This is a genomic window from Billgrantia bachuensis (assembly GCF_011742165.1).
GTDB lineage: Bacteria > Pseudomonadota > Gammaproteobacteria > Pseudomonadales > Halomonadaceae > Halomonas > Halomonas bachuensis.
In genome coordinates, this window is the sequence record NZ_JAAQTO010000023.1 from 36,977 (window position 1) to 58,771 (window position 21,795).

The window sequence follows — 21,795 nt, forward strand, 5'->3', positions numbered from 1 at the left end:
CGCTTGACCCTGTAGTGGCTACAGGGTGTTCCATCATGGTAGACCAATGACACGGAGTTCTACCATGGCCGAACGATCCTGCTGCTCCGGCGGCGCCTGCAGCGTCGATACGTCCCCGCCCCCGACGCGGCCGAAGGCCCCTCAGCCAGGCGTCGATTCGCTGCGCCTGCGCATCGAGGCGATGTGCTGCCCCACCGAGGAGGGCTTGCTGCGCCGGGCGCTGGAGGACATGCCGGGCATCGAGCGGCTCGATTTCGACCTGATCGGCCGCAAACTCACCGTGCATCATCGGAATGTGGGCGAGGAGGCCATTCGGCGCCGCATTGCCGCCACCGGCATGACCGCCGAGCGCGATGACCCGGCCCAGCGCACGGCGCCGGCTGCGAGCGACGAGGAGCCATGGTGGAAGATCGGCGTAGCCGCCACTTTAGCCCTGGCGGCCGAGGCCAGCCACTGGCTGGAGCTGGCCGAGCCCTGGCTAGCCGCCGCGCTGGCGCTGGCGGCCATCGCCCTGGTCGGCCTGCCCACCTGGAAGAAGGGCTTTATCGCCCTGCGCCACCGCACCCTCAACATCAACGCGCTGATGAGCGTGGCGGTGACCGGCGCGCTGCTGATCGGCCAGTGGGCCGAGGCGGCCATGGTGCTGGTGCTGTTCACCCTGGCCGAGCGAATCGAGGCGCGCTCGCTGGGCCGGGCTCGCAACGCCATTCGCGAACTGCTCGACCTGGCACCGGAGAGCGCCAGCGTGCAGCAGCCGGATGGCAGCTTCCGTTCCTTCCCGGCCGGTGAGGTCGCCGTCGACAGCCTGGTTCGCGTGCGTCCCGGCGAGCGCCTGGCGCTGGACGGCAGCGTCGCCGAAGGCCACCCGGCGCTGGACGAATCGCCCATCACCGGCGAGAGCCTGCCGGTGGACAAGGCACCGGGCGAGGCCGTGTTCGCCGGCAGCGTCAACCAGGGTAGCGAGTTCCTCTATCGAACCACCCGAGCAGCCAGCGACACCACACTGGCCCGCATCATTCATACCGTCGAGCAGGCCCAGGCCAGCCGCGCCCCTACCCAGAGCTTCATCGACCGCTTCGCCGCCGTCTATACCCCGGCGGTGTTCGCCATCGCCCTGCTGGTGGCGCTCACCTGGCCGTGGCTGTTCGGCATCGGCTGGTTCGAGGGTGTCTACCGCGCGCTGGTCCTGCTTGTGATCGCCTGCCCCTGCGCGCTGGTGATCTCCACCCCGGTGACCATCGTCAGTGGCTTGGCGGCCGCCGCACGCTCGGGCATCCTGATCAAGGGCGGCAATGTGCTCGAGCAGGGCTATCGGCTAGTTACGCTGGCCTTCGACAAGACCGGCACCCTGACCCAGGGTCGCCCCTCCCAGCGTGACTGGCACCCGCTCGATCCAACGCAGGACGAACCCACCCAGGTCAGGCTGCGCGGCCTGGCAGCAGGGCTCGCCGGCCGTTCCTCGCACCCGGTGTCAGCGGCCCTGGCGCGTGCCGCCGAGGCAGATGGCATCGTTCCGCTGGAAGTGAACGGCGTGCAGGAACTGCCCGGCCGAGGCGTCGTTGCAAGGCTGGACGAACATACTGTCTGGCTCGGAAATCGCCGGTTGATGCAGCAGTTCGCGACGGTAGGCGGCACGCTCGAAGCCCACCTGGCCGAGCACGAGGCCCGCGGCGAGACCTTGGTGATCCTGGGCGAGGAAACCCGCCCGTTGGCGCTGTTTGCCGTCGGCGACCCGCTGCGAGAAGAGAGCCGCGAGGCGGTCGAAGCGCTGCATCGCCTGGGCGTGACCACGCTGATGCTGAGCGGCGACAACCCCGCGAGCGTATCCGCGGTGGCCGCCAAGGCCGGCATCGACGAGGCCCACGGCTCGCTGCTGCCGGAAGACAAACTGGCCATGATCGAGGCCCGCACTCAGCAAGGTTCGGTGGGCATGGTGGGCGACGGCATCAACGACGCCCCGGCACTGGCCCGCGCCGACATCGGCTTCGCCATGGGGGCTTTGGGCAGTGATGCCGCCATCGAGACCGCCGACGTGGCGCTGATGGACGACGACCCACGCCGGCTGGCCGACTTCCTGCGCCTGTCGCGTCGCACACGCAGCATCTTGATGCAGAACATCGCCATTGCTCTGGGTTTCAAGGTGGTCTTCATGGCGCTGGCCTTCAGCGGCCACGCCACCCTGTGGATGGCCGTGTTCGCCGACATGGGCGCCAGCCTGCTGGTGGTGGCCAACGGCCTGAGGTTGCTGCGCCAGGACAGGCGGTCAGGCGTTGACAAGCAGCAGCATGATCTAAGGCGTAAGCCCTTCGATGAGGAAACGGCTCAATAAGGAGCCCCCATGGAATCGCCGCAGCATGCCGAGGTCATGGTCGTCGGTGCCGACATCGTAGGCCTGGCCTGCGCTGGCACCTGCAGCAGCAGGACTTTGAGGTCACACCCTGATGGACCCAGAGCTGCCCGGCAGCGGGGCCTCGTCCGGCAACGCTCAGGCGTGCATTTTTATCGCCCTCTGCAGGAAATTCAGAATCCAGCGCGCCATCAGCGTGTCGTCGACTTCGGTGGAGAGCGAGCTCTGCCCTTCTCGCACGCGCTCGTCGCCGACCAGCTCGCGGCGCAGGGCCATGAGGTCGCGCGAGTATTCCTTGGTGAATTCTGGGTGGCCCTGCACGCCGAGGAAGTGCTCGCCGATCTGCATCAGGTAGTGGGGGCAGAAATCACTGCCGCCGACAACGGTGGCCTCGGGCGGCAGCGCCTCGATCTGGTCCTGGTGGCTGACCAACAGGTCGAGGCCCGGCTGCCAAGGCTCCATCCACTCGGCGCGTGTCTGGATGCGGTTGAACGACATGCCTACGCCCCAACCCCGATCACTCTTGACGACTTCACCTCCCAACGCCTTGGCCATCAGCTGATGACCGAAGCAGATACCCACCAGCGGCTTGCCGGCCTCCCATAGTTCACGCACGAAGGCACACAGCGCGTCGACCCAGGGCAGCCCGTCGTTGACGCCGTACTTCGAGCCGGTGGTCATCCAGGCGTCAACGGCTTCGATGTCGTCGGGTATCTCGCCGTCCAGGCAACGCCAGACCTGGAACTCCAGCGTGGGGTCGACCCGCCGGAACAGGGCGGCGAACATTTCCGGATAGTTGCCGTGGGCCTCGCGCAGTTCCGGCGCCACGTCATCGCACTGCAATAGCCCGATGCGCATCGGTGAATCTCCTTTCATTGAACCTTCCCTGGACTCCGGCCTGCCAGCCACGGCATCGCCAGCATAACCCCTTGGCTTCGTCCGAAGACTTCCGACGAAGCCTAGAGACGGCCCTCCACGGCGGCCACGAAAATACCACGGTACTCGTCGGCGTCGAAGGCGACCGGGTTGGTGCCCGACGACGGATCCGCCACCGCCATGCGCCCGACCTTGTCGGCCTGGCGCGTATCGATGCCGAGTTCGGCCAGGCTGTGTGGAATGCCGAGCCGCTCGCGCAGGCCCAGCACCCATTCGATCACCGCCGCCGTACCCGGCTGATCCAGGTTGAGATAGCGTCCCAGGCGTACCATCGGCTCGCCGATGGCGCGCTCGTTGGCACGCAGCACGTAGGGCATCAGCACCGCGTTCAAGGTTCCATGGTGGGCGTCGTAGAGCGCCCCTAGCGGATGCGCCAGGGCGTGCATGGCGCCCAGGCCGCGCTGGAAGGCGGTGGCCCCCATGCTCGATGCCACCAGCATGTTCATGCGTGCCTCGAGGTCGCCACCATTGCTGTAGGCGCGCTGCAGGTAGAGGTCGATGCGACGCATGCCCTCCACGGCGATACCCTCGGCCATGGGGTGGTAGAGCGACGAGCACCACGCCTCCATGCAGTGCGACAGCGCATCCATGCCGGTGGCGGCGGTAATCGCCGGCGGCAGCCCCACGGTGAGCTCGGGGTCGAGGATCACCGTTGCAGGCACCATGCCGGGGTGGAAGATGATGCGCTTGACGTGCTCCGCCTCGTCGGTGATTACCGAGGCGCGCCCCACCTCCGAGCCGGTTCCCGCGGTGGTGGGCACGGCGACGATGGGGGCGATGGCCTGGGCGTCGGCATTCTTCCAGTTGTCGCCGATGTCCTCCAGCGACCACAGCGACAGCCCCTCGCGCTGGTTGGCCATCAGCGCCACCGCCTTGGCGGCGTCGAGCCCCGAGCCGCCGCCGAAGGCGATAACGCCGTCGTGGCTGCCGTTGCGGAAAGCGGCCATGCCGTCGAGCACGTTGCGCCCGGTGGGGTTGCCCTTGACCTGGCTGAACACGGCGATGCGCAGGCCGGCTTCCTGGCACGCCTGCACGCATGCCTGCACCATCGGCAGTGCCGCAAGCCCAGGGTCGGTGATCAGCAGCGGCGCGCCCATGCCAAGCGCCCGGCATGCCTCGGGCAGGTCGCGAATGCGCCCGGCCCCGGTGAGGATGTTCGAGGGATAGTTCCAGCCCATGGTGTAGTGGTTCATGTCGTGGCTCATGGCGTTCTCCTGGGCCAGCTCAGGCGTGTTTGAGGTGGAATGACTTGGGCCGGGTCAATGTCTCGTAGCCGATGCGTGACAGCGAACAGCCCCGCCCCGACTGCTTGACCCCGGTCCAGGCCAGCTCCGGGTCGAGGTAGTCGCAGCGGTTGGTGAATACGGTGCCGGCCTCGAGGCGCCGGGCGATGGCTTCGCCGGTGGCGATATCGCGGGTGAATACCGCGGCGGTGAGGCCGAAATCGCTGTCGTTCATCAACCGCACGGCCTCGTCGTCGTCCGCTACCGGCATGATGCCGACCACCGGGCCGAAGCTCTCCTCGGTCATCACCCGCATCGAGTGGTCGACACCGGTCAGCACCTGCGGCGCCAGGTAGGCGCTGCCCGGCACCGAGTGCGGATAGTCGCCGGGATCGATCCACGCCCTGGCGCCGGCGGCGACCGCCTCCTCGACCTGGCCGCGCACGAAGTCCGCCGCCGCGGGGCGCACCAGCGGCCCCAGGGTTGTCGCCGGATCGGTGGGGTTGCCCAGCCGCAGCTGGCGCACCCAGGCCACGGCGCGCTCGACGAAGTCGTCGAAGATCGACTCATGCACGTAGATGCGCTCGATGCCGCAGCAGCTCTGCCCCGAGTTGAAGAAGGCACCGTCCATCACTCCTGGTACCGCCTCGTCGAGGTTCACATCGGCGCGGATATAAGCCGGGTCCTTGCCGCCGAGCTCAAGGCCCGTGGCAATGAAGTGCCCGGCGGCGTTGCGCTCGACCATCGCCCCGCCCGCCACCGATCCGGTGAAGGAGATATGGGCGATGCGGGGGTCGCGAATCACGGTTTCCGCAGCGTCATGGGAAAGATGCAGGTGCTGGAACACACCCTCGGGCAACCCGGCCTCGTCGAAGGCCTGCTGGAAGCGCTCGGCGCACAGCGGGGTCTGGGCGGAGTGCTTGAGGATCACCGTGTTGCCCGCCATGATCGCCGGCACCACGGCATTCACCGCGGTCATGAAGGGGAAATTCCACGGCGCGACGATGAACGACACGCCCAGCGGTTCGCGGGTGATGTAGCGGGTGAAGCCGGGCTTGTCGACCAGGCGAATCGGCGCCAGGGCATCCTCGGCCAACGAGATCATGGTCCGCGCGCGATCCTCGAAGCCGCCGATCTCGCCGCCGGCCACGGCGATCGGTCGCCCCATCTGCCAGGTCAGCTCGCGGGCCAGCTCGTCGCGGCGGGCGACGAAGGCATCGACCATCTTCGAGCACAGCCGTGCCCGCTCGGCGAGGCTCGTCTCGCGCCACGTACGCTGCGCCGCCACCGCTTTATCCAGCGCCGCCTCGACCCGTGCCGGGTCGGCCAGCTCCCGCTCGACGTAGACCGACCCGTCGACCGGAGAAATTGTCTTCTGTATGGCCACTTGGCGTTCTCCTGCTATCAAGTCCGTTTCGCAGAGAAACAGAGAGTGCTTGAACCTTGTCCATCTTGGCGGTTAGTGCCTGAAGGCTTAGCCAAGGTGAGCACTGAGCGAGCGGTTCGCAGGCAAGGCGGAGCGGAAAGGAGCGAGCGGAGTTGACTCCAGTCAATGAGCATCGCGGGTTTTCGCTCCAACACAGCCCTGCGGATCGCGCAGCCAGTGCGGATCAGATAATTTCGAAATAGCGGTCCAACTCCCAATCCGTAATGTGACGCCGGAACTGGCGTTCTTCCCACTCCCGTGTCGCCGCGAAGTGCTCGACGAAGGCGTCACCGAACAGGCTGCGTGCCGCCTCGGAGGCCTTGAGCCGCTGGGCGGCCTCCCACAGCGTACGCGACAGCGCCTGATGCTCGGGGTGAACCAATTCGTAGGCGTTGCCGGTCACCGCCTCATCCGGCTCGAGCTGATGCTCGATGCCGTAGAGGCCGGAGCCAATGGCAGCGGCCAGCGCCAGGTAGGGGTTGGCGTCGGCGCTGCCCAGGCGATACTCGACGCGCTGCGACTTGGGACTGCCGGGAATTACCCGCAGTGCCGTGGTGCGGTTCTCCACGCCCCAGGTAGCATCGGTGGGCGCCCAGAAACCGGGAATCAGGCGGGTATAGCTGTTTACCGTGGGGGAGAACATGGCCAGGAACTCCGGCATCAGCTTCTGCTGCCCGGCGACGAAGTGGCGCTGGATGTCGCTCATGCCGTGGGGTTGGTCGGCGTCGAAGAAGGCCGACTCACCGCTGTCGAAGTGATTGAGCGAGAGATGGATGTGGCCGCTCTGGCCGGGGTAGTCCGGCGACCATTTGGCCATGAAGGTGGCCATCAGCCCGCGGCGCTGGGCCCATACCTTGGTGAAGGTCTTGAACAGGGCGCCCTTGTCGCCGGCGGCCAGCGCCTCGTCGACGCGTATCGCTGCCTCCAGCACGCCGGGGCCGGTCTCGGTATGCAGCCCCTCGATGGGAAAGTCCATCGTCTCGGCCATGCCCAGCAGTTCGTGGTAGAGCTCGCCATGCACCGAACTCCTGAGCATCGAATAGCCCATCATGTCGGGGGTCAGCGGCTTGAGGTTGCGGAACCCCTTCTCGCGCACCGACTCCGGGGTCTCCTGGAACAGGAAGAACTCGTACTCCAGTGCACCGCAGGCGGCAAAGCCCATCCCCTCGGCCTTCGCCAGCACGCGGCGCAGCAGCCCGCGTGGGCAGATCGTCTCGGCCGCGCCGGTGAACTCGGCCAGGAACAGCAGCATGTCGCCTTCGCAGGGCAGCTCGCGGCAACTCTCGGGAATGACCCGCAGTGCGGCATCGGGGTAGCCGGTGTGCCAGCCGGTGTACTTCACGTTGTCGTAGAGCTCGTCCTTGCTGTCCCAGCCCAGCACCACGTCGCAGAAGGCGAAACCCTCACCGAGTGCGTGGAAGAACTTGTCGCGGCGCATGTACTTGCCGACCATCACGCCGTCGATGTCGAACATGCCGACCTTGACGTGGCTGAGGCCACGCTGCTCGACGATCCGCCGGGCGTCGTCGGCGTTCTTGATCTCTCTTGCCTGGAGTCGGCTCATCGCTGCTTCCTCGTACACCCTTCGTTGTCATTGTTCGTCAAAACAGTGCTTCGAAACCGTTCGATGAGAGCCGGCGAGAGCACCGAGCCGGGCCCGGCACTCCCGCCCTTCCCTCAACCGTAGCGGTAGGGAGGCCCTGCCTGCTGCATGGTCTGCCGATAGTCCTTGAGGATCTGCACGACGCGGGCGCTGCGGTCGCTCTCCTGGGCGATCTCGTCCCAGAAGGCCAAGGCCTCGTCCTCGAGCCGCTGCCACTCCTCCTCGGGTATCGAGGTCAGCTCCAGCTTGCCGCCGGTGGTGCGGTAGTGCGCCTCGCCCCACCAGTACCAGTGCTGGCGGTAGTAATGCGAGCTGTCCATGCATAGCTTGAATAGGGTCTGCAAATGCTCGGGAACCTCGTTCCAACGCTCGGTATTGGCAAAGTACGATCCCGCCCAGGCACCGGAGATGTTGTTGGTCAGGTAGTAGCTGCTGACGTCGGCCCAGCCCACGGTATAGGCCTCGGTGATGCCGGCCCAGGCGATGCCGTCGAGCTCACGGGTCTGCATGGCGACCTCGATGTCCTCCCACGGCAACGTCACCGGTACCACGCCGAAGCGGCTGAGGAAGCGCCCCGCGGTGGGGAAGGTGAAGACGCGCTTGCCCTCGAGGTCGTCGAGGCTTCGGATCGGCTCGCGGGTAACGAAGTTGCACGGGTCCCAGGCGCCCGAACCCAGCCAGGTAACGCCCTCGACCTCACCGTACGCCTCCTCCCAGATCTCCTTGAGCCCGTAGTGATGGAACAGCGCCGGCACGTCGAGGCTGTAGCGCGAGGCAAACGGGAAATAGCCGCCGAACACCGAGACGTCGACGGGTGCGTTGATCGAGTCGTCATCGCTCTGTACGGCATCGATGGTGCCGCGCTGCATGGCACGGAACAGCTCGCCGGTGGGCACCAGCTGGTCGGCGTAGTAAAGCTCGATCTCCATCTCGCCGTTGGCGGCCTTGTTGAAGGCGTCGATGGAGGGCTTGATCACGTGCTCGGCGAGTGCCGGCCCGGCGTAGGTTTGCAGCCGCCAGCGAATCGGGCTGCGCGACTGGGCATGCACGTAGGGCGCCGAGAGAGTCGTGGCCCCGACAGTGGCGGCGGTGGCCAGGCCCGCCTTCTTGAGAAAATCGCGACGATTGGTCATGGGTCTTCTCCTGCTGTTTTGCTTGTTGTCGGAAGATTCGCGGTATTCGATCGTCGTGCCGTGGTTCACCTCCTGGAAGTCAGTAGCCGCGATAGAGCTGCGGCAGCCACAGCGCCAGCTGCGGGAAGATCGTGATCAGCGCCAACCCGATCAGCATGATGCCGACGAAGGGCCAGACGCTGCGGTAGATGTCGCCCAGCGAGATCTCCGGCGGCGCCATGGCGCGCATCAGGAACAGGTTGTAGCCGAACGGCGGGGTCATGTAGGCGATCTGAACGGTGATGGTGTAGAGCACGCCGTACCAGATCGGGTCGAAGCCCAGGCTGATCACCAGCGGCACGTAGAGCGGCGCGACGATAACCAGCATGGCAGTGTCGTCCAGAAACATCCCCAGCAGGATGTAGGAGAGCTGCATCATCACCAGTATCTGCCAAGGGCTCATGCCGATGCGGTCGAGGAAGATGTTCTCGATGGCACGTACCGCGCCGAGGCCGTCGAATACCGCACCGAAACACAGCGCCGCGAGGATGATCCACATGAACATGCAGCTGATGCCGAGCGTCTTGTGCACGGTGCTCTCGATCACCGCCCAGGTCAGGCGGCGCTTGACCAACGCCGCCAGGGTGGCCGATACCGCCCCCACCGCCGAACTCTCCACCAGGCTGGTGACGCCCATCAGGAACAGCCCGGTCATGAAGAAGAAGATCAGCAGCGGCAGGATGCCGGCACGCAGCAGCTTGAGCTTCTCGCCCAGGCTCATCTGGCGCTCCTCGGCGGGCAGCGCCGGGCCGAGATGCGGCTGCAGACGGCAGCGGATGACGATGTAGATCACGAACAGCGCGGCCAGGATCAGGCCGGGAATGGCCCCGGCCAGCCACAGCTGGCTGACCGGCTGGCGCGCGATCATGCCGTAGAGCACCAGCACCACGCTGGGCGGCACCAGGATACCCAGCGAGCTGCCGGCCTGGATCACGCCGGTGACCATGATCTTGTCGTAACCGCGGCGCAGCAGTTCCGGCAGGGCGATGGTCGCGCCTATCGCCATGCCGGCCACGCTCAATCCGTTCATCGCCGAGACCACCACCATCAGGCCGATGGTGCCCACCGCCAGGCCGCCCCTGAGCGAGCCCATCCAGACGTGGAACATCTCGTAGAGTTCGCTGGCAATACCAGACTCGGAGAGCATGTACCCCATATAGATGAACAGCGGCAGGGTCAGCAGCGGATACCAGTTCATCAGTTGGATGGCGGAATTGAACGGCATCTCCACGCCGCCGTGTCCCCACAGCAGCAGCGCCGAAGCGGCACCGACGAAGCCGATCACGCCGAATACCCGCTGCCCGGTGAGCAGCAGCAGCATCATGGTCGAGAACATCAACAGGGCGATCATCTCGTAGCTCATTCGAGACGCTCCCCTTCCAGCATCACGCCACGCGCCCGGGCAATGTCCTTGAACAGGGTCGAGACACTCTGCAGCAGCATGAGGAGCACGCCGAAGGTCATGGTGATCTTGATCGGCGCCAGGGGCGGCGCCCAGGAGGTATAGCTCTTCTCGCCGTAGCGCAGAGCGTACTCCGTGCTGGAGATACCGCCGGCAAACAGCGCACCGAGGAAGACCAGCAGCAGCACGATGGTAAGGGCGTCGACGATGGCTCGGGTGCGGTCCGACCAGCGCGAATAGAACAGGTCCATGCGCACATGCGCGCCCATCTGCATGGCGTAGGCGCCGCCCAGCATGTAGTAGGCGGCCATCATGAACTGCGAGACCTCAATGCTCCAGATCAGCGGGCTGTTGAAGGCCGTACGCGCTACCGAGGCGTAGAGCAGGACACCGATCATCACGAAGATCAGGAACATGACGATGCGTCCCACCACCCGGTTGAATGCATCCACCCAACGCACGTAGAGCGTTATTATTCTTGGCATCTTCCAGCACCGATCGCTTGGGTTTCGCTCAGTCTTCGGACGGGACCAGGAAATGCGCAACAAGCATCGGTATCGGCGACGCGTTGAGTATCGATGAAATCGATAGTGCTCAGGAGAGGAACGCCTGGACCGATCGACGCTCCCACAGGGTGCATGGTGAAGAGGCTATGTCAGCGATGGAGAGTTCAGGTCTGGGTGACGACCTCGGCGGAGAGCCAGGGCAGCGCCCGCTCCAGTTGGGCGCGGAAGTGCTGCTCGAGCAGGCGTCGGCTGTCACGGGCCAGCAATGCTGGCAGCTCGCCCAGTTCGTCGCGCCGGGCCACCAGCGTCAGTTCCCGAGTGAGTGGCGCCAGCGGCAACGGCGCCACCGCGACCTGGAGATCGTCGAGGCCGGCCTGATAGAGACACAGCGGGGTGGTGATGGTCCATCCGGCACCGGCACTGACCAGGCGCAGCACGGCGAAGGTATTGTCGAGATGCAGCCGGGCCGGCAGCTCGAGCTGGTTCAAGCGCAGGTGGCGCTCGATGGCCTGGCCGATCAGCGACTGCGGCGTATAGCGCACGAAGTCAAGATGGCGCGCCAGCCAGCGCAGGTTATCCAGCGGGCCGTTCCAGGAGAGCGGCATCACCAGCACGAAGGGCTCACGCAGCAAGGCGTGACGCTCCAGGCCATCGTAGTTCTCCAGGCGATCATCGGAAACGATGATATCCACGTGCCGTGTCAGCAGGGAGTGGCCGTGCATGTGCGACAGCCCGGTGGTCAGGGTATAGTCGCGGGTATGGCGTCGGATCAGCTCGATCAACGGCTGCCCCACCGCCGTGGCCAGCGAGTCGACCAGCGCCAGGCGCACCTGATGGAGCTGGCCGAAGCCGCCGCTGACCAGCTCGCGCCGGGTGTTGCGCGCGTCGTCGAGCAGGCGACGGGCACGGTCGTAGAAGAATCGTCCTGCGCTGGTCGGCTCCAGCGGGCGGGAGTGACGCTTGAACAGGGTCACGCCCATGCTCTCCTCCAGGTTGGCCAGGCTCTGCGAAACCGAGGACTGCTTGAGCCCCAGTCGCCTGGCCGCCGCGCTCTGGCTGCCCTGCTCCAATGTCTCGACGAAGATTTCCATGCTGCGAAGATCGAAACCGAAGCCGCTGCGCATCTGTATGCCCTCGTTTCATCCCGCCGGGCGCTGGAACTCCTTTCACAGCGCACCGGTCACACTGTCGTCATTAACAGGGAGGTTCCGATGACCGGAGAGGCCGTCGCCCCGGCAGTGCCAGAGCGCCCCGTTTCCACCTGGACCGGCTGGGGACAGTGGCTGGCGCTTGCCACCATGACCATCGACCATCTGACCCGCTACGTGCTGCCTGCCGGCTGGGAACTCGGCTGGGCGGGGTCGTCGCTGGGCCGCATCGCCTTTCCGCTGTTCGCCGCGATGGTCGCCTGGCACGGCCTGTTCAATACGCGCAACCCGCTGCGCTACGCCCGCCGTATCCTGGTCATCGGGCTCGCCGCGCAGCTGCCCTACATGCTGATGCCAAGGGCCTCCGACGCCTTCATCCTCAACGTCTGCTTCACCCTGGCGCTGGGTCTGGCCTGGGGTGCCTGGCTGCGCGAACTGCTTGCGCGCCATCGCGATGGCAACCTGGGCAGTGCCTGGGCAGGGCTGGGCCTGGCGACCACACTGGCAGTCTGGTATCTGCTCGGCGACTGGGTCGAGTACGGCCACCGCGGGCTGCTACTGATTCCGCTGTTCATGCTCGCGATGCACCATTTGCACCAGGCCGGGGTCACTCTAGCCGAGCGACTCGCTGCCGTCGCCATGGCCGTGCCGCTGCTGGTCGTGGCCGGGCTGATGAACAGCTCCGACATGGCCAAGTCGTTCACCGTCGCCACCTGTCTCGCGGTGCTGTGGCTGGCCGCTGGTGCGCATCGGCTGACACCCGGCGTGCCCGCCCCCATGCCGCGCCGGCTGTGGCTGGCATGGTACCCGGCCCACTTCGCCGTGATTGCGCTATGGCTGTGGGTCAGCGGAGGGCTGGGCTGAATCGGACCTAGCCCCCGCCCGCCTCCACCCGACTACCGGTCAGCAGCGCTTCGAACGCCGCGGCGGGCATGGGCCGGTAGAAATGAAACCCTTGAAACAGCCGGCAGCTACGTGCCAGTAGAAACTCCTGCTGGGCCTGGCTCTCCACTCCCTCCGCGACCACGTCGATGCCCAGGTGTTGGGCCATGGCCAGTACCGTCTCGACGATGGCGGCGTCATTACCGTCGGTATCGAGGTTACTGACGAAGCTGCGGTCGATCTTGAGTTCATCCAGCGGCAGCGACTTGAGATAGGAGAGCGATGAAAAGCCGGTGCCGAAATCGTCCAGGGCCAGATGCACTCCCAGCCGCTTGAGCGCCTGCATGCGCTCGACGGCATCGGCCAGCCCATCGATCATGATGCTCTCGGTCAGTTCCACGACGAGCCGCGCCGGATCGATGCCATGGGTACCGGTCACCCAGGTGAGCCCTTCGACGAAACCGGGCTGAGTGAAGTGTCGCACGCTGATGTTGACCGACAGTCGCGGCAGGATCTCGACCGGCAGGCGTGAAAGCAGCCCGCAGCAGCGATCCAGCATCCATGTCTCGAGCTCAACGATGAGATCGCTCTCCTCGGCGATGGCGATGAACACCTCGGGCGAAACCCAACCATGGCGGGGATGCTGCCAGCGCATCAGGGCCTCGCCGCCGATGACATGCTCATCTTCGTCGAGCTGGGGCTGGAAGGCGATGCTCAACTGATCCTCGGCCAGAGCGAGTCGCAGCGCCTGTTCCATCTCCAGCCGCCAGCTCATCTGGGTTTGCATGGAAGGCTCGTAGCCGCAGATCTGAGCCCGCCCCTTCAGCTTGGCCTGGTACATGGCGGTGTCGGCGTGGCGCAGCACGTCTCCCACGTCCTCGTCGCCCAGTGGAAACAGGGTGTAGCCGATGCTCGGGGTCACGCTGATGCGCTGCCCACCCAGATCATAGGCCCGGCGCAGGGTCGAGAGCAGCCGCTCGGCGCGGTGTTCGGCCCTCTGCAGCTCGGCCTGGCGATCGGCGCTCAGGGCCGGCATCATCACGACGAACTCGTCGCCGCTGAGCCGCGCCGCCATGGCATCCTTGTCGAGGCTCAGCAGCAAGCGCTTGCTGACCTGGCGTAACAGCTCGTCGCCCACCGCATGTCCCAGGGTGTCGTTGATGATCTTGAAACGATCCAGGTCGAGGAACATCACCAGCCCGACGCGCCCGTCGTCGCGCCGATCGCGGATGGTCGAGGCCAGCGTCTCGATCAGCAGGCGCCGATTGGGCAGCTCGGTGAGCGGGTCGTAGTAGGCCTGGCGATGGATGGTCTCTTCGGCTAGCTTGCGTTCGGTGAAGTCCTCGATGACCGCCACGCCCCCCACCACCTCGCCAGACTCGTTGCGCAGGGCACTGTAGAACGCGCGCAGCGGCGTCTGCTTGCCGCTGACCACGGTACGGTAGGTACCTTCGAAGTAGCCGGTACCGCTCTCCAGAGCATCGCGTATCGCCCCGGTCACTCGCTCGTCGTGCAGTTGCGTCAACAGGTTCATGCCCAGCAGGCGCTGACGGCTGGTGCCGAGGATGTCGAGGCACATCTCGTTGCAGTCGACCACACGACCTTCGCGGTCGAAATGCATCACACCCAGCGGCGTATGTCGGAAGATGGCGCGGTAGCGCGCCTCGCTGACGCGCAATTGCCGCTCGCGCGAAGAGACGACCAGGCGCAGGGCGATATTGTCGGAAATGGTGCGATGCAAGCGACGATTGATGATGAGCACCAGCCCCAGGAACAGCACGATCATGGCGGCCAGCAGCAGGGCGAGGGAGGTGTTCTGCAGCAACAGTTGGCCCAGCAGTGGCAGCATGGTGGGCAGGACGAACAGCGGTGCCATCCACGCCACCGGAGAAAGCGTGGTGACCCCGCCTGCGGCAATGCCCGTCAGCACGATCGCCAGCGCCGCCAGTTGGCCATGATGCTCCATGGTGAACATCGTCAGGCCAGCCACTCCCCACAACCCCCCTGCGATACCGGTGCCCCAGGCAAACCGATACAACCAACGCCGTTGACCACGCCGCTTTGCCGGTTGACGATGATAGTACCAGGCCAGCCACAGGCGCCCGCCCGACACGGCGACCAGAGCGCCCAGCCAGCCCATCAGGTAGCTCGGCGGCATGATCGGCCACATGGCGCCTACCAGCAGACACGCCGCCAGAACGCTGGCCAGTACCGGCTGCCACAGCCGCTCGTAGAGCAGGCGCACCTGTTCATGGGCCAACTGGCGACGACGGGAAACGTCCGTTGACAGTGCCGCGTCTAGCTCGCGTTGCTTATCCTGAAGCGCAAGGGCCATGCTGGGGTCCGAGTCGGTTATTGTTATGACTGCTCTATATTTACTTGATATGCCTATGCTTGGCGAGGCAGCCTCTCAACGCAGTTCGGCTGCCCCGCTGCTGCTGTCACGCCACACCCCACCCTTCAGCGTTGCCATGAAACTGACTTTATTCGTTAACGCTGATGCAACATGACACCACCAAGATCTGGCCACGCTCCCCCCTTTCAGCACGAGGCAGATCATGAACCAGCCGCACGAGCCTGGCCACGTCAATCCGATCCTCGCCGCAGGCGACGAGCCGGCCAGCAACGAATCCCACAATGCCTACTTCGGTGACATCCTGGAGGCGCGCATGAACCGCCGCACGCTGCTGCGTGGCAGCCTGGCCGTAGCGGTAGCGAGCGCCATGGCCACCAGCCTGCCCTTCGGCCGCGCCCTGGCCGCCGGTGCGCCATTGGCTTCGCCTCACATCGGCTTCCAGGCGATCCCGGTCAGCACCGCCGACAGTGTGGTGGTGCCGGAAGGCTACCGGGTGCAGGCCTTCATTCCCTGGGGCACGCCGATCAGCGGCAGCATGCCGGCCTCTTCCCTGGAAGCCAGCGGCGAGGACCAAGGCCACCAGGTGGGCAGCCACCACGACGGCATGCATTTCTTCCCGCTCGGAGACAGTTCCCGCGACGGCCTGCTGGTGCTCAACCATGAGTACGTCGAGCCGCGCTTCATGCACGCTGCCGCCCAGGGTCTGGCACTCGATTCCGAGGGCTTCCCGCAGCATGAGGACGGCACGCGCGATGCCGACCAGGTACGCAAGGAACTCAACGCCCATGGTGTCACCGTCGTACGCGTCCAAGCAGGCGAGGCCGGCCAGTGGCAGGTGATCGAGGACGAGCACAATCGGCGTATCACCGGCCTGACACCGATGCGCCTGGCGGGTCCCGTGGCCGGCACCGAGCACGTGGTGACCAAATACAGCCCCGACGGCAGCATGACCCGCGGCACCCTCAACAACTGCTCCAACGGCGTCACGCCGTGGAATACCTACTTGGCGGCCGAGGAGAACTGGTCGGGTTATTTCGCCAACGAGGACGCCGAGATCGACCGGCGCCAGGCGCGCTTCGGCATCCAGACGCGCAGCGAGGGGCGCTATCAATGGCATCGTGCCGAAGGCGGCGCCGACGAGTTCGTACGCTTCGATGCTACCTCTCGCGGCGCCTCGCCCAGTGAGGACTACCGCAACGAGCCCCACACTTTCGGCTACATGACGGAGATCGACCCTTACGACCCCGAAAGTACGCCGGTCAAACGCACCCACCTGGGCCGCTTCGCCCATGAGGGCGTAATCTTTGCCCCGGCCGTGGAGGGCCAGCCGGTGGTCTGCTACTCCGGCGATGACGCCCGCTTCGAGTATATCTACAAGTTCGTCTCGGCCCGGCCCTACCAGGCCGCCACTGCCGATGGCTCGCTGCTCGACGAGGGCACGCTCTATGTGGCCAAGTTCAACGACGACGGCAGCGGCGAATGGCTGGCGCTGGCACCGGGCGAGAACGGCCTCACACCCGAGAACGGCTTCGCCGACCTGGCCGACATCCTGGTCAATACCCGCAGTGCTGCCGACCACGCCGGGGCGACGAAAATGGACCGCCCCGAGTGGGGCGCGGTGGATCCTGCCACCGGCCAGGTCTACTTTACTCTGACCAACAACACTCGTCGCAGCGAGGAGCAGCGCGATGCTGCCAATCCACGCGCCGAGAATCACTTCGGTCATATCATCCGCTGGCAGGAGGAAGGCACACACGCCGCGGAACGCTTTCAGTGGGATATCTTCCTGCTGGCGGGTGATCGGGAAAGCGGGCGTGACATGAACGGCGAGCCCCTCGACCAGGACGCCATCCTGGCGTCGCCCGACGGGCTGTGGATCGATCCCGATCGCCGTGTGTGGATCCAGACCGACATCAGCGAATCGGCGGTGAACGCAGGCGTCTACGCGCCGTTCGGCAACAACCAGATGCTGGTGGCCAATCCCGAGACCGGCGAGATCAAGCGCTTCCTCACCGGGCCCGTCGGCCAGGAGATCACCGGCATTGCCATGACGCCCGACCAGCGCACGCTGTTCGTCAACGTGCAGCACCCCGGAGCCAACACCTCGGCCGAGGATTTCGCCGAGGGCCGGCTGGTGAGTCACTGGCCGGAGGGCGGCAATGCCCTTCCCCGCTCGGCGACGCTGGTGATCACACGCGAGGACGGCGGCATCATCGGCGCCTGAGCGCAAACACCTGCGCAAGCGAATCGCAGCGCAGAAAAAAGCGGGCCCCGCCATTGCGGGGCCCGCTGCGTTGTCTTGCAGTCGGCCGGCTCAGTTGCCCGGGCGGAATGCATCCTCGAAGCTGAAGCGCGGCTCCGGCGCCTCGGGCAACAGCCAGGCGCAGGCATGCACCTTCTCGAGCAGCTCGCCGTGGGTCGGCGCCAGCAGATTGACATGGGCGAGCTTGCGCCCGGGCCGTTCGCTCTTGTCGTAGCGGTGCAGGTGGGCGTCACCCATGGCGAGTATCGCCGCCGGGTCGCCCTCCTGGCCGATCACGTTGACCATGCAGGTCGGCATGCGCGCCGAGGTATCGCCCAGCGGCAGGCCCTGGATGGCGCGCAGGTGGTTCTCGAACTGACTGGTGACGGCGCCGTCCATGGTCCAGTGGCCGGAGTTATGTACCCGAGGCGCCATCTCGTTGGCCAGCAGCCTGCCGTCACGGGTCTGGAACAGCTCGAGAGTCAGCACGCCAACGTAGTCGAGCTCGTCGAGCAGCGCACGAATGTAGCCATCGGCGGTCTGCTGCACAGCGTCGTCGAGGTCCGGCATCGGCGCCAGCGAGTAGCGCAGGATGCCGTCGACGTGCAGGTTCTCGGCCATGGGGTAGAAGACTACTTCGCCCTCACGCCCACGCACGGCGATGATCGACACCTCGCGCACGAAGTCGACGAAGGCTTCGACGATCAGCCGGGGGTGGTTGATGCTGCGCCAGGCCTCGGCCGCCTCGCTGGGGTCGCGCAGCACCGCCTGTCCCTTGCCGTCGTAACCCTCGGTGACCGACTTGGCCACCACCGGGCAACCGAGCTCTCGGGCCGCGGCCTCTAGCTCGTCGGCATGCTCCACCAGGCGGTAGGCCGGAGTGGGGATGCCCAGTCGATCGAACAGTGCCTTCTCCTCGGCGCGGTTCTGGCAGACACGAATCGCCTCGCTCGAGGGATAGACCGGCTTGACCTCCTCGATGGCCTGCACCAGCGCCACGGGCAGATGCTCGAACTCGTAGGTGACCAGATCGACCTTGGCCAGGAACGCCTCGAGGTGCTTCTGATCGGTGTCGATCATCACCTCGCCGATTCCCGCACTGGGGTGGCCGGTGGTATCGAGGAAGGTAAAGCGGTTGGCCAACGGATAGCCGGCCAGGGCCAGCATGCGTCCGAGCTGGCCGGCACCGAGCACGCCGATGTTCATGTCGTTTTCTCCTCTCGCTGGCTCATTCGGCTCTCGCTCATTCGGTCGGGGGGCGTGGGTCGGGGTTGTCGAGCACCGTCTGGGTCTGCTCGGCACGAAAAGCCTCGACGGCGGCGCGCACCTTCTCGTCCTGCAGACCGACGATCTGCGCCGCCAGCAGGCCGGCATTGGTCGCTCCGGCCTTGCCGATGGCCAGCGTGCCCACGGCGATGCCGCCCGGCATCTGCACGATGGAGAGCAGCGAGTCGAGCCCCTTGAGCGCCTTGGACTCCACCGGCACGCCGAGTACCGGCAGCGCCGTTTGCGACGCCACCATACCAGGTAGGTGGGCGGCACCGCCGGCACCGGCGACGATCACCTGCAGGCCGCGCCCGGCGGCGGACTTGGCGTAATCGAACAGCAGATCCGGCGTGCGATGAGCCGAGACTACGCGCGTCTCGTGGGCCACCCCCAGGCGTTCGAGCATTGCCACGGCATGCTCCATGACCGGCCAGTCGGACTTCGATCCCATGATCACGCCGACGCGCGGCTGCTGGTTGGAGGACTGCATGTAGGCTCCCGTAGTAACGCTGGAAAGGCGGCGCAAAGACACGACGCGCAAATTGAAGGGCAGGTATTCTAACGGCGCCCGCAGGCGCCGTCATCTTGACCAGTTGGGCAGACATCGCCACTCAGGCAGCCCTCTCGTACCGATGGCTACATTGGCTGGGTCACCTCACTGCCGTAGCGGCGATAACGCATCCAGTTGATCGCCAGGACCACGAGAATGCACACGAAGCCAGCCACCTCGGTGTAGAGGCTCGGGTAGAAGCTTCCCACCGTGCCCGCGACCAACACCAGGCGCAGAACGGCGTTCATCCGCGTGAACAGGTAGCCTTCGAGGCTGGCGGCGAAGGCCAGCAAGGCGGCAAATGCGATAAGTACATTCCAGAGCACCAGCAGGATGGGACCGCCAAGAATGATCTGCGGGTTGTAGACCATGAACAGCGGAATCAGATAGAGGCCCTTGGCGAACTTCCACGCCTGGAAACTCGTCTCCATCGGCTTGCTGCCGGCGATCGCCGCCCCCGCGAAGCCCGCCAGGGCGATCGGTGGCGTGACGTTGGAATCCTGCGAGTACCAGAACACTACCAGGTGAGCGATCAACAGCGGCACGCCGAACTCGTTGGACAGCGCCGGGCCCACCAGCACGATCAGGACAATGTAGCTGGCGGTGACCGGCAGCCCCATGCCCAGTATCAGGCTAGCCAGCAATATCATCACCAGGGCCAGCAGCAGATTGCCACCCGAGAAGGCCATCATCATGGAAGAGAATTTCAGGCCCAGGCCGGTCAGTCCCACCACGCCGACGATGATACCGGCCACGGCGCAGGCCATGGAGACGGCCACGGCGTTGCGCGCGCCGAGTTCGAGACCTTCGACCAGCTTCACCAGGCCGGCCCGGATCACGCGCTGAATGCTGGCGGCAGTCACCTTCTCGCCTTGGCGCGGCGCGAGGAACAGGAACCAGAACGCATAGCGCAGCACCGCCACGGCGACCATGGTGACCACGGCATAGAAGCCCACGCGCATTGGGGACATGTGCATCACCAACAGCCACACCAGCACCGCCAGCGGCAGCAGGAAATGCCAGCCCTCGCGCATCACGTCGCGCATCTGCGGCAGCTCGCTTCTGGCCATGCCCTGCATACCTTGCTTGAGCGCGATGATGTGCACGAACAGGTAGACGGTGGCGAAGTACATGACAGCCGGCAGAATGCTGACCTTGACGATATCGAGATAGGGCGTATTGGTATATTCCGCGATCAGGAAGGCACCTGCCCCCATCAGCGGCGGTGTGATCTGTCCGCCGGTGGAAGCCGCGGCCTCGATGCCGCCGGCCTGCTTCGGCTTGTAGCCCAGCCGTTTCATCAGCGGAATGGTGAAGGCCCCGGTGGTCACCACGTTGGCAATGGCGCTGCCCGAGATCGACCCCATGCCCGCCGAGGCGAGTACTGCCGCCTTGGCCGGGCCGCCGCGCTGGCGGCCGGTGGCGGCATAGGCCAGGTCGATGAAGAACTTACCGGCGCCGGTGCTCTCGAGGAAGGCGCCGAACAGCACGAAGATGAAAATGTAGGTGGCCGCCACGCCCAGCGGCAGGCCGAAGATGCCCTCCTGCCCCAGGTAGAGCTGACCGGCCACGCGGTCCAGACCATAGCCGCGGTGGCCCATGATACCGGGCATCCAGTCGGCCAGCCAAGGCAGCTCGCCACGCGGCCCGGCAAAGGCGTAAGCGATGGCCAGCGCACCGATTATGGTCATGCCCAGGCCCACCGCACGCCGACTCGCCTCCAGCACCGTCAAAGTGGCAATGATGGCGACACGGATGTCGGTTTCGCTCCAGAAGCCGGCGCGATTGACGATTTCGTCCAGATAGAGAACCAGGTAACCGCCGGTGATCAGAGCGCCACACAGGAAGGCGATATCGATCAGCCAGCCGAACAGGCCGCGTTTGCGATGGGGGCCGAATACGGGAAACATGAGGAAGGCCAGCATCATGATCAGCATCAGGTGGATGCCACGCTGGTAAAACAGGCCCAGCGGCTGGATGCCCGCCGAATAGAGCTGGAACAGGGACAGCCCCACCGCCACGATGGTAATCAGCCCAAACACGAAACGCGGCTGAATGGCATTGCCCCCGGGCATCATCACGGATGGGCTGTTGGATTCGTTCATCGAACTCCTCGTCAGACGTCGTCAGGCTTGCCTGGTTCTTCAGGCTCTTTTAGCTGCAGGATGACACGCTCACCGGCGGCCAGCTCGCTAAGGCTGACGCGATGCTCGTCTCCCTCGGTTTGCCAGAGCAGGCGATGGTCGACGGCCGGCGAACCGACCCGCAACGTATAACGGTTACCGGGCACGGGCTCGTCGATGTTCTCGATCCAGTACCCCCCCCGCCCGTCGGAAACCTGCTCGCCACGCCCCAGGGTATGCCCCAGGCCAGCGGCAAAATCGGGCTGGTGGCTGCGCTCCAGCACCATCCGGCCCTGGTGATAGCGGTAGCAGTCGAGCACCGGAAACTGCTTGACCGAGTGGTTCCAGCCCAGGCACCAGCGCATGCCGGGCTCGAGGGGCACCTCGACCAGTGTTTCGCCCGAGGCATCGAGCACGGCCAGCTGCGCTCCCTCGGCGTCGTCCGCCAGGGCGCCCAGGCTGAGCCATCCGGCGAGGCTTCCTGCCAACCAGCAGTGCAGCCAGACCTTATGCGGCCAGCAACACGACGACAGGGCGGGCGTCCTCGCCCACCCTGCCATGCGCCTCCTTGCCCGGCTCGTCAGCGATGCGACTCTCATGCATCGCACCCCTG

The 21,795-nt window shown here is 65.7% G+C and carries 16 protein-coding genes; 3 read left to right on the forward strand and 13 right to left on the reverse strand.

The genetic code is table 11. The features are described from left to right. Positions 1 to 64: 64 nt before the first annotated feature. The gene (locus tag HBJ55_RS09105; RefSeq protein WP_167113272.1) at positions 65 to 2,329 is read left to right on the forward strand and encodes a heavy metal translocating P-type ATPase; all 2,265 of its coding nucleotides are present in this window, start codon (positions 65 to 67) and stop codon (positions 2,327 to 2,329) included. Positions 2,330 to 2,485: 156 nt separating this feature from the next. On the opposite strand, the gene HBJ55_RS09110 is transcribed toward HBJ55_RS09105, so the two are convergent. The 8 genes from HBJ55_RS09110 to HBJ55_RS09145 all read right to left on the reverse strand — a co-directional run bounded on the left by HBJ55_RS09110 (position 2,486) and on the right by HBJ55_RS09145 (position 11,739). After that, complete coding sequence (locus HBJ55_RS09110; RefSeq protein ID WP_338071986.1) at positions 2,486 to 3,223, reverse strand: glutamine amidotransferase-related protein; 738 nt, start codon at positions 3,221 to 3,223, stop codon at positions 2,486 to 2,488. Positions 3,224 to 3,306: 83 nt separating this feature from the next. Next, on the reverse strand, positions 3,307 to 4,488 hold the full coding sequence (locus HBJ55_RS09115) for an iron-containing alcohol dehydrogenase (RefSeq protein WP_206022425.1): 1,182 nt from the start codon (positions 4,486 to 4,488) through the stop codon (positions 3,307 to 3,309). Positions 4,489 to 4,507: 19 nt separating this feature from the next. Continuing rightward, positions 4,508 to 5,893: an aldehyde dehydrogenase family protein gene (locus tag HBJ55_RS09120; RefSeq protein WP_167113274.1), complete on the reverse strand. Its 1,386-nt coding sequence runs from the start codon at positions 5,891 to 5,893 to the stop codon at positions 4,508 to 4,510. 223 nt (positions 5,894 to 6,116) lie between these two features. Next, complete coding sequence (locus tag HBJ55_RS09125; RefSeq protein ID WP_167113276.1) at positions 6,117 to 7,496, reverse strand: glutamine synthetase family protein; 1,380 nt, start codon at positions 7,494 to 7,496, stop codon at positions 6,117 to 6,119. Between the two features lie 113 nt (positions 7,497 to 7,609). Beyond that, entirely contained in the window at positions 7,610 to 8,668 is a 1,059-nt protein-coding gene (locus HBJ55_RS09130; protein ID WP_167113278.1) for a TRAP transporter substrate-binding protein, read from the reverse strand. Positions 8,669 to 8,747: 79 nt separating this feature from the next. Beyond that, complete coding sequence (locus HBJ55_RS09135) at positions 8,748 to 10,070, reverse strand: TRAP transporter large permease (protein ID WP_167113280.1); 1,323 nt, start codon at positions 10,068 to 10,070, stop codon at positions 8,748 to 8,750. After that, positions 10,067 to 10,594 carry a TRAP transporter small permease subunit gene (locus HBJ55_RS09140; RefSeq protein WP_167113282.1) on the reverse strand — a complete coding sequence of 176 codons (528 nt, stop codon included), beginning with the start codon at positions 10,592 to 10,594 and terminating at the stop codon, positions 10,067 to 10,069. The genes HBJ55_RS09135 and HBJ55_RS09140 overlap by 4 nt, the downstream gene beginning before the upstream one ends. 185 nt (positions 10,595 to 10,779) lie before the next feature. Further along, positions 10,780 to 11,739: a LysR family transcriptional regulator gene (locus tag HBJ55_RS09145; protein WP_167113284.1), complete on the reverse strand. Its 960-nt coding sequence runs from the start codon at positions 11,737 to 11,739 to the stop codon at positions 10,780 to 10,782. An 87-nt stretch (positions 11,740 to 11,826) separates the two neighbouring features. Here HBJ55_RS09145 and HBJ55_RS09150 point away from each other — a divergent pair, with 87 nt between their 5' ends. Continuing rightward, entirely contained in the window at positions 11,827 to 12,627 is an 801-nt protein-coding gene (locus HBJ55_RS09150) for a TraX family protein (RefSeq protein ID WP_167113286.1), read from the forward strand. A 7-nt stretch (positions 12,628 to 12,634) separates the two neighbouring features. On the opposite strand, the gene HBJ55_RS09155 is transcribed toward HBJ55_RS09150, so the two are convergent. Then, positions 12,635 to 14,980, reverse strand: coding sequence for a putative bifunctional diguanylate cyclase/phosphodiesterase (locus HBJ55_RS09155; protein WP_167113288.1), 2,346 nt, complete (start codon positions 14,978 to 14,980; stop codon positions 12,635 to 12,637). Positions 14,981 to 15,203: 223 nt separating this feature from the next. Between HBJ55_RS09155 and HBJ55_RS09160 the strand changes: the two genes are divergently transcribed. Next, positions 15,204 to 17,225 carry a PhoX family protein gene (locus HBJ55_RS09160; RefSeq protein WP_167113291.1) on the forward strand — a complete coding sequence of 674 codons (2,022 nt, stop codon included), beginning with the start codon at positions 15,204 to 15,206 and terminating at the stop codon, positions 17,223 to 17,225. Positions 17,226 to 17,315: 90 nt separating this feature from the next. Here HBJ55_RS09160 and HBJ55_RS09165 read toward each other — a convergent pair whose 3' ends face one another. The 4 genes from HBJ55_RS09165 to HBJ55_RS09180 form a co-directional block, all read right to left on the reverse strand. Continuing rightward, positions 17,316 to 18,449, reverse strand: coding sequence for a 5-(carboxyamino)imidazole ribonucleotide synthase (locus HBJ55_RS09165; RefSeq protein WP_167113293.1), 1,134 nt, complete (start codon positions 18,447 to 18,449; stop codon positions 17,316 to 17,318). Positions 18,450 to 18,486: 37 nt separating this feature from the next. Next, positions 18,487 to 18,999: a 5-(carboxyamino)imidazole ribonucleotide mutase gene (gene purE, locus HBJ55_RS09170; RefSeq protein ID WP_167113295.1), complete on the reverse strand. Its 513-nt coding sequence runs from the start codon at positions 18,997 to 18,999 to the stop codon at positions 18,487 to 18,489. 146 nt (positions 19,000 to 19,145) lie between these two features. After that, the gene (locus HBJ55_RS09175) at positions 19,146 to 21,164 is read right to left on the reverse strand and encodes a TRAP transporter permease (RefSeq protein ID WP_167113297.1); all 2,019 of its coding nucleotides are present in this window, start codon (positions 21,162 to 21,164) and stop codon (positions 19,146 to 19,148) included. An 11-nt stretch (positions 21,165 to 21,175) separates the two neighbouring features. Further along, on the reverse strand, positions 21,176 to 21,781 hold the full coding sequence (locus tag HBJ55_RS09180; RefSeq protein ID WP_338071987.1) for a DUF1850 domain-containing protein: 606 nt from the start codon (positions 21,779 to 21,781) through the stop codon (positions 21,176 to 21,178). Positions 21,782 to 21,795 lie beyond the last annotated feature (14 nt).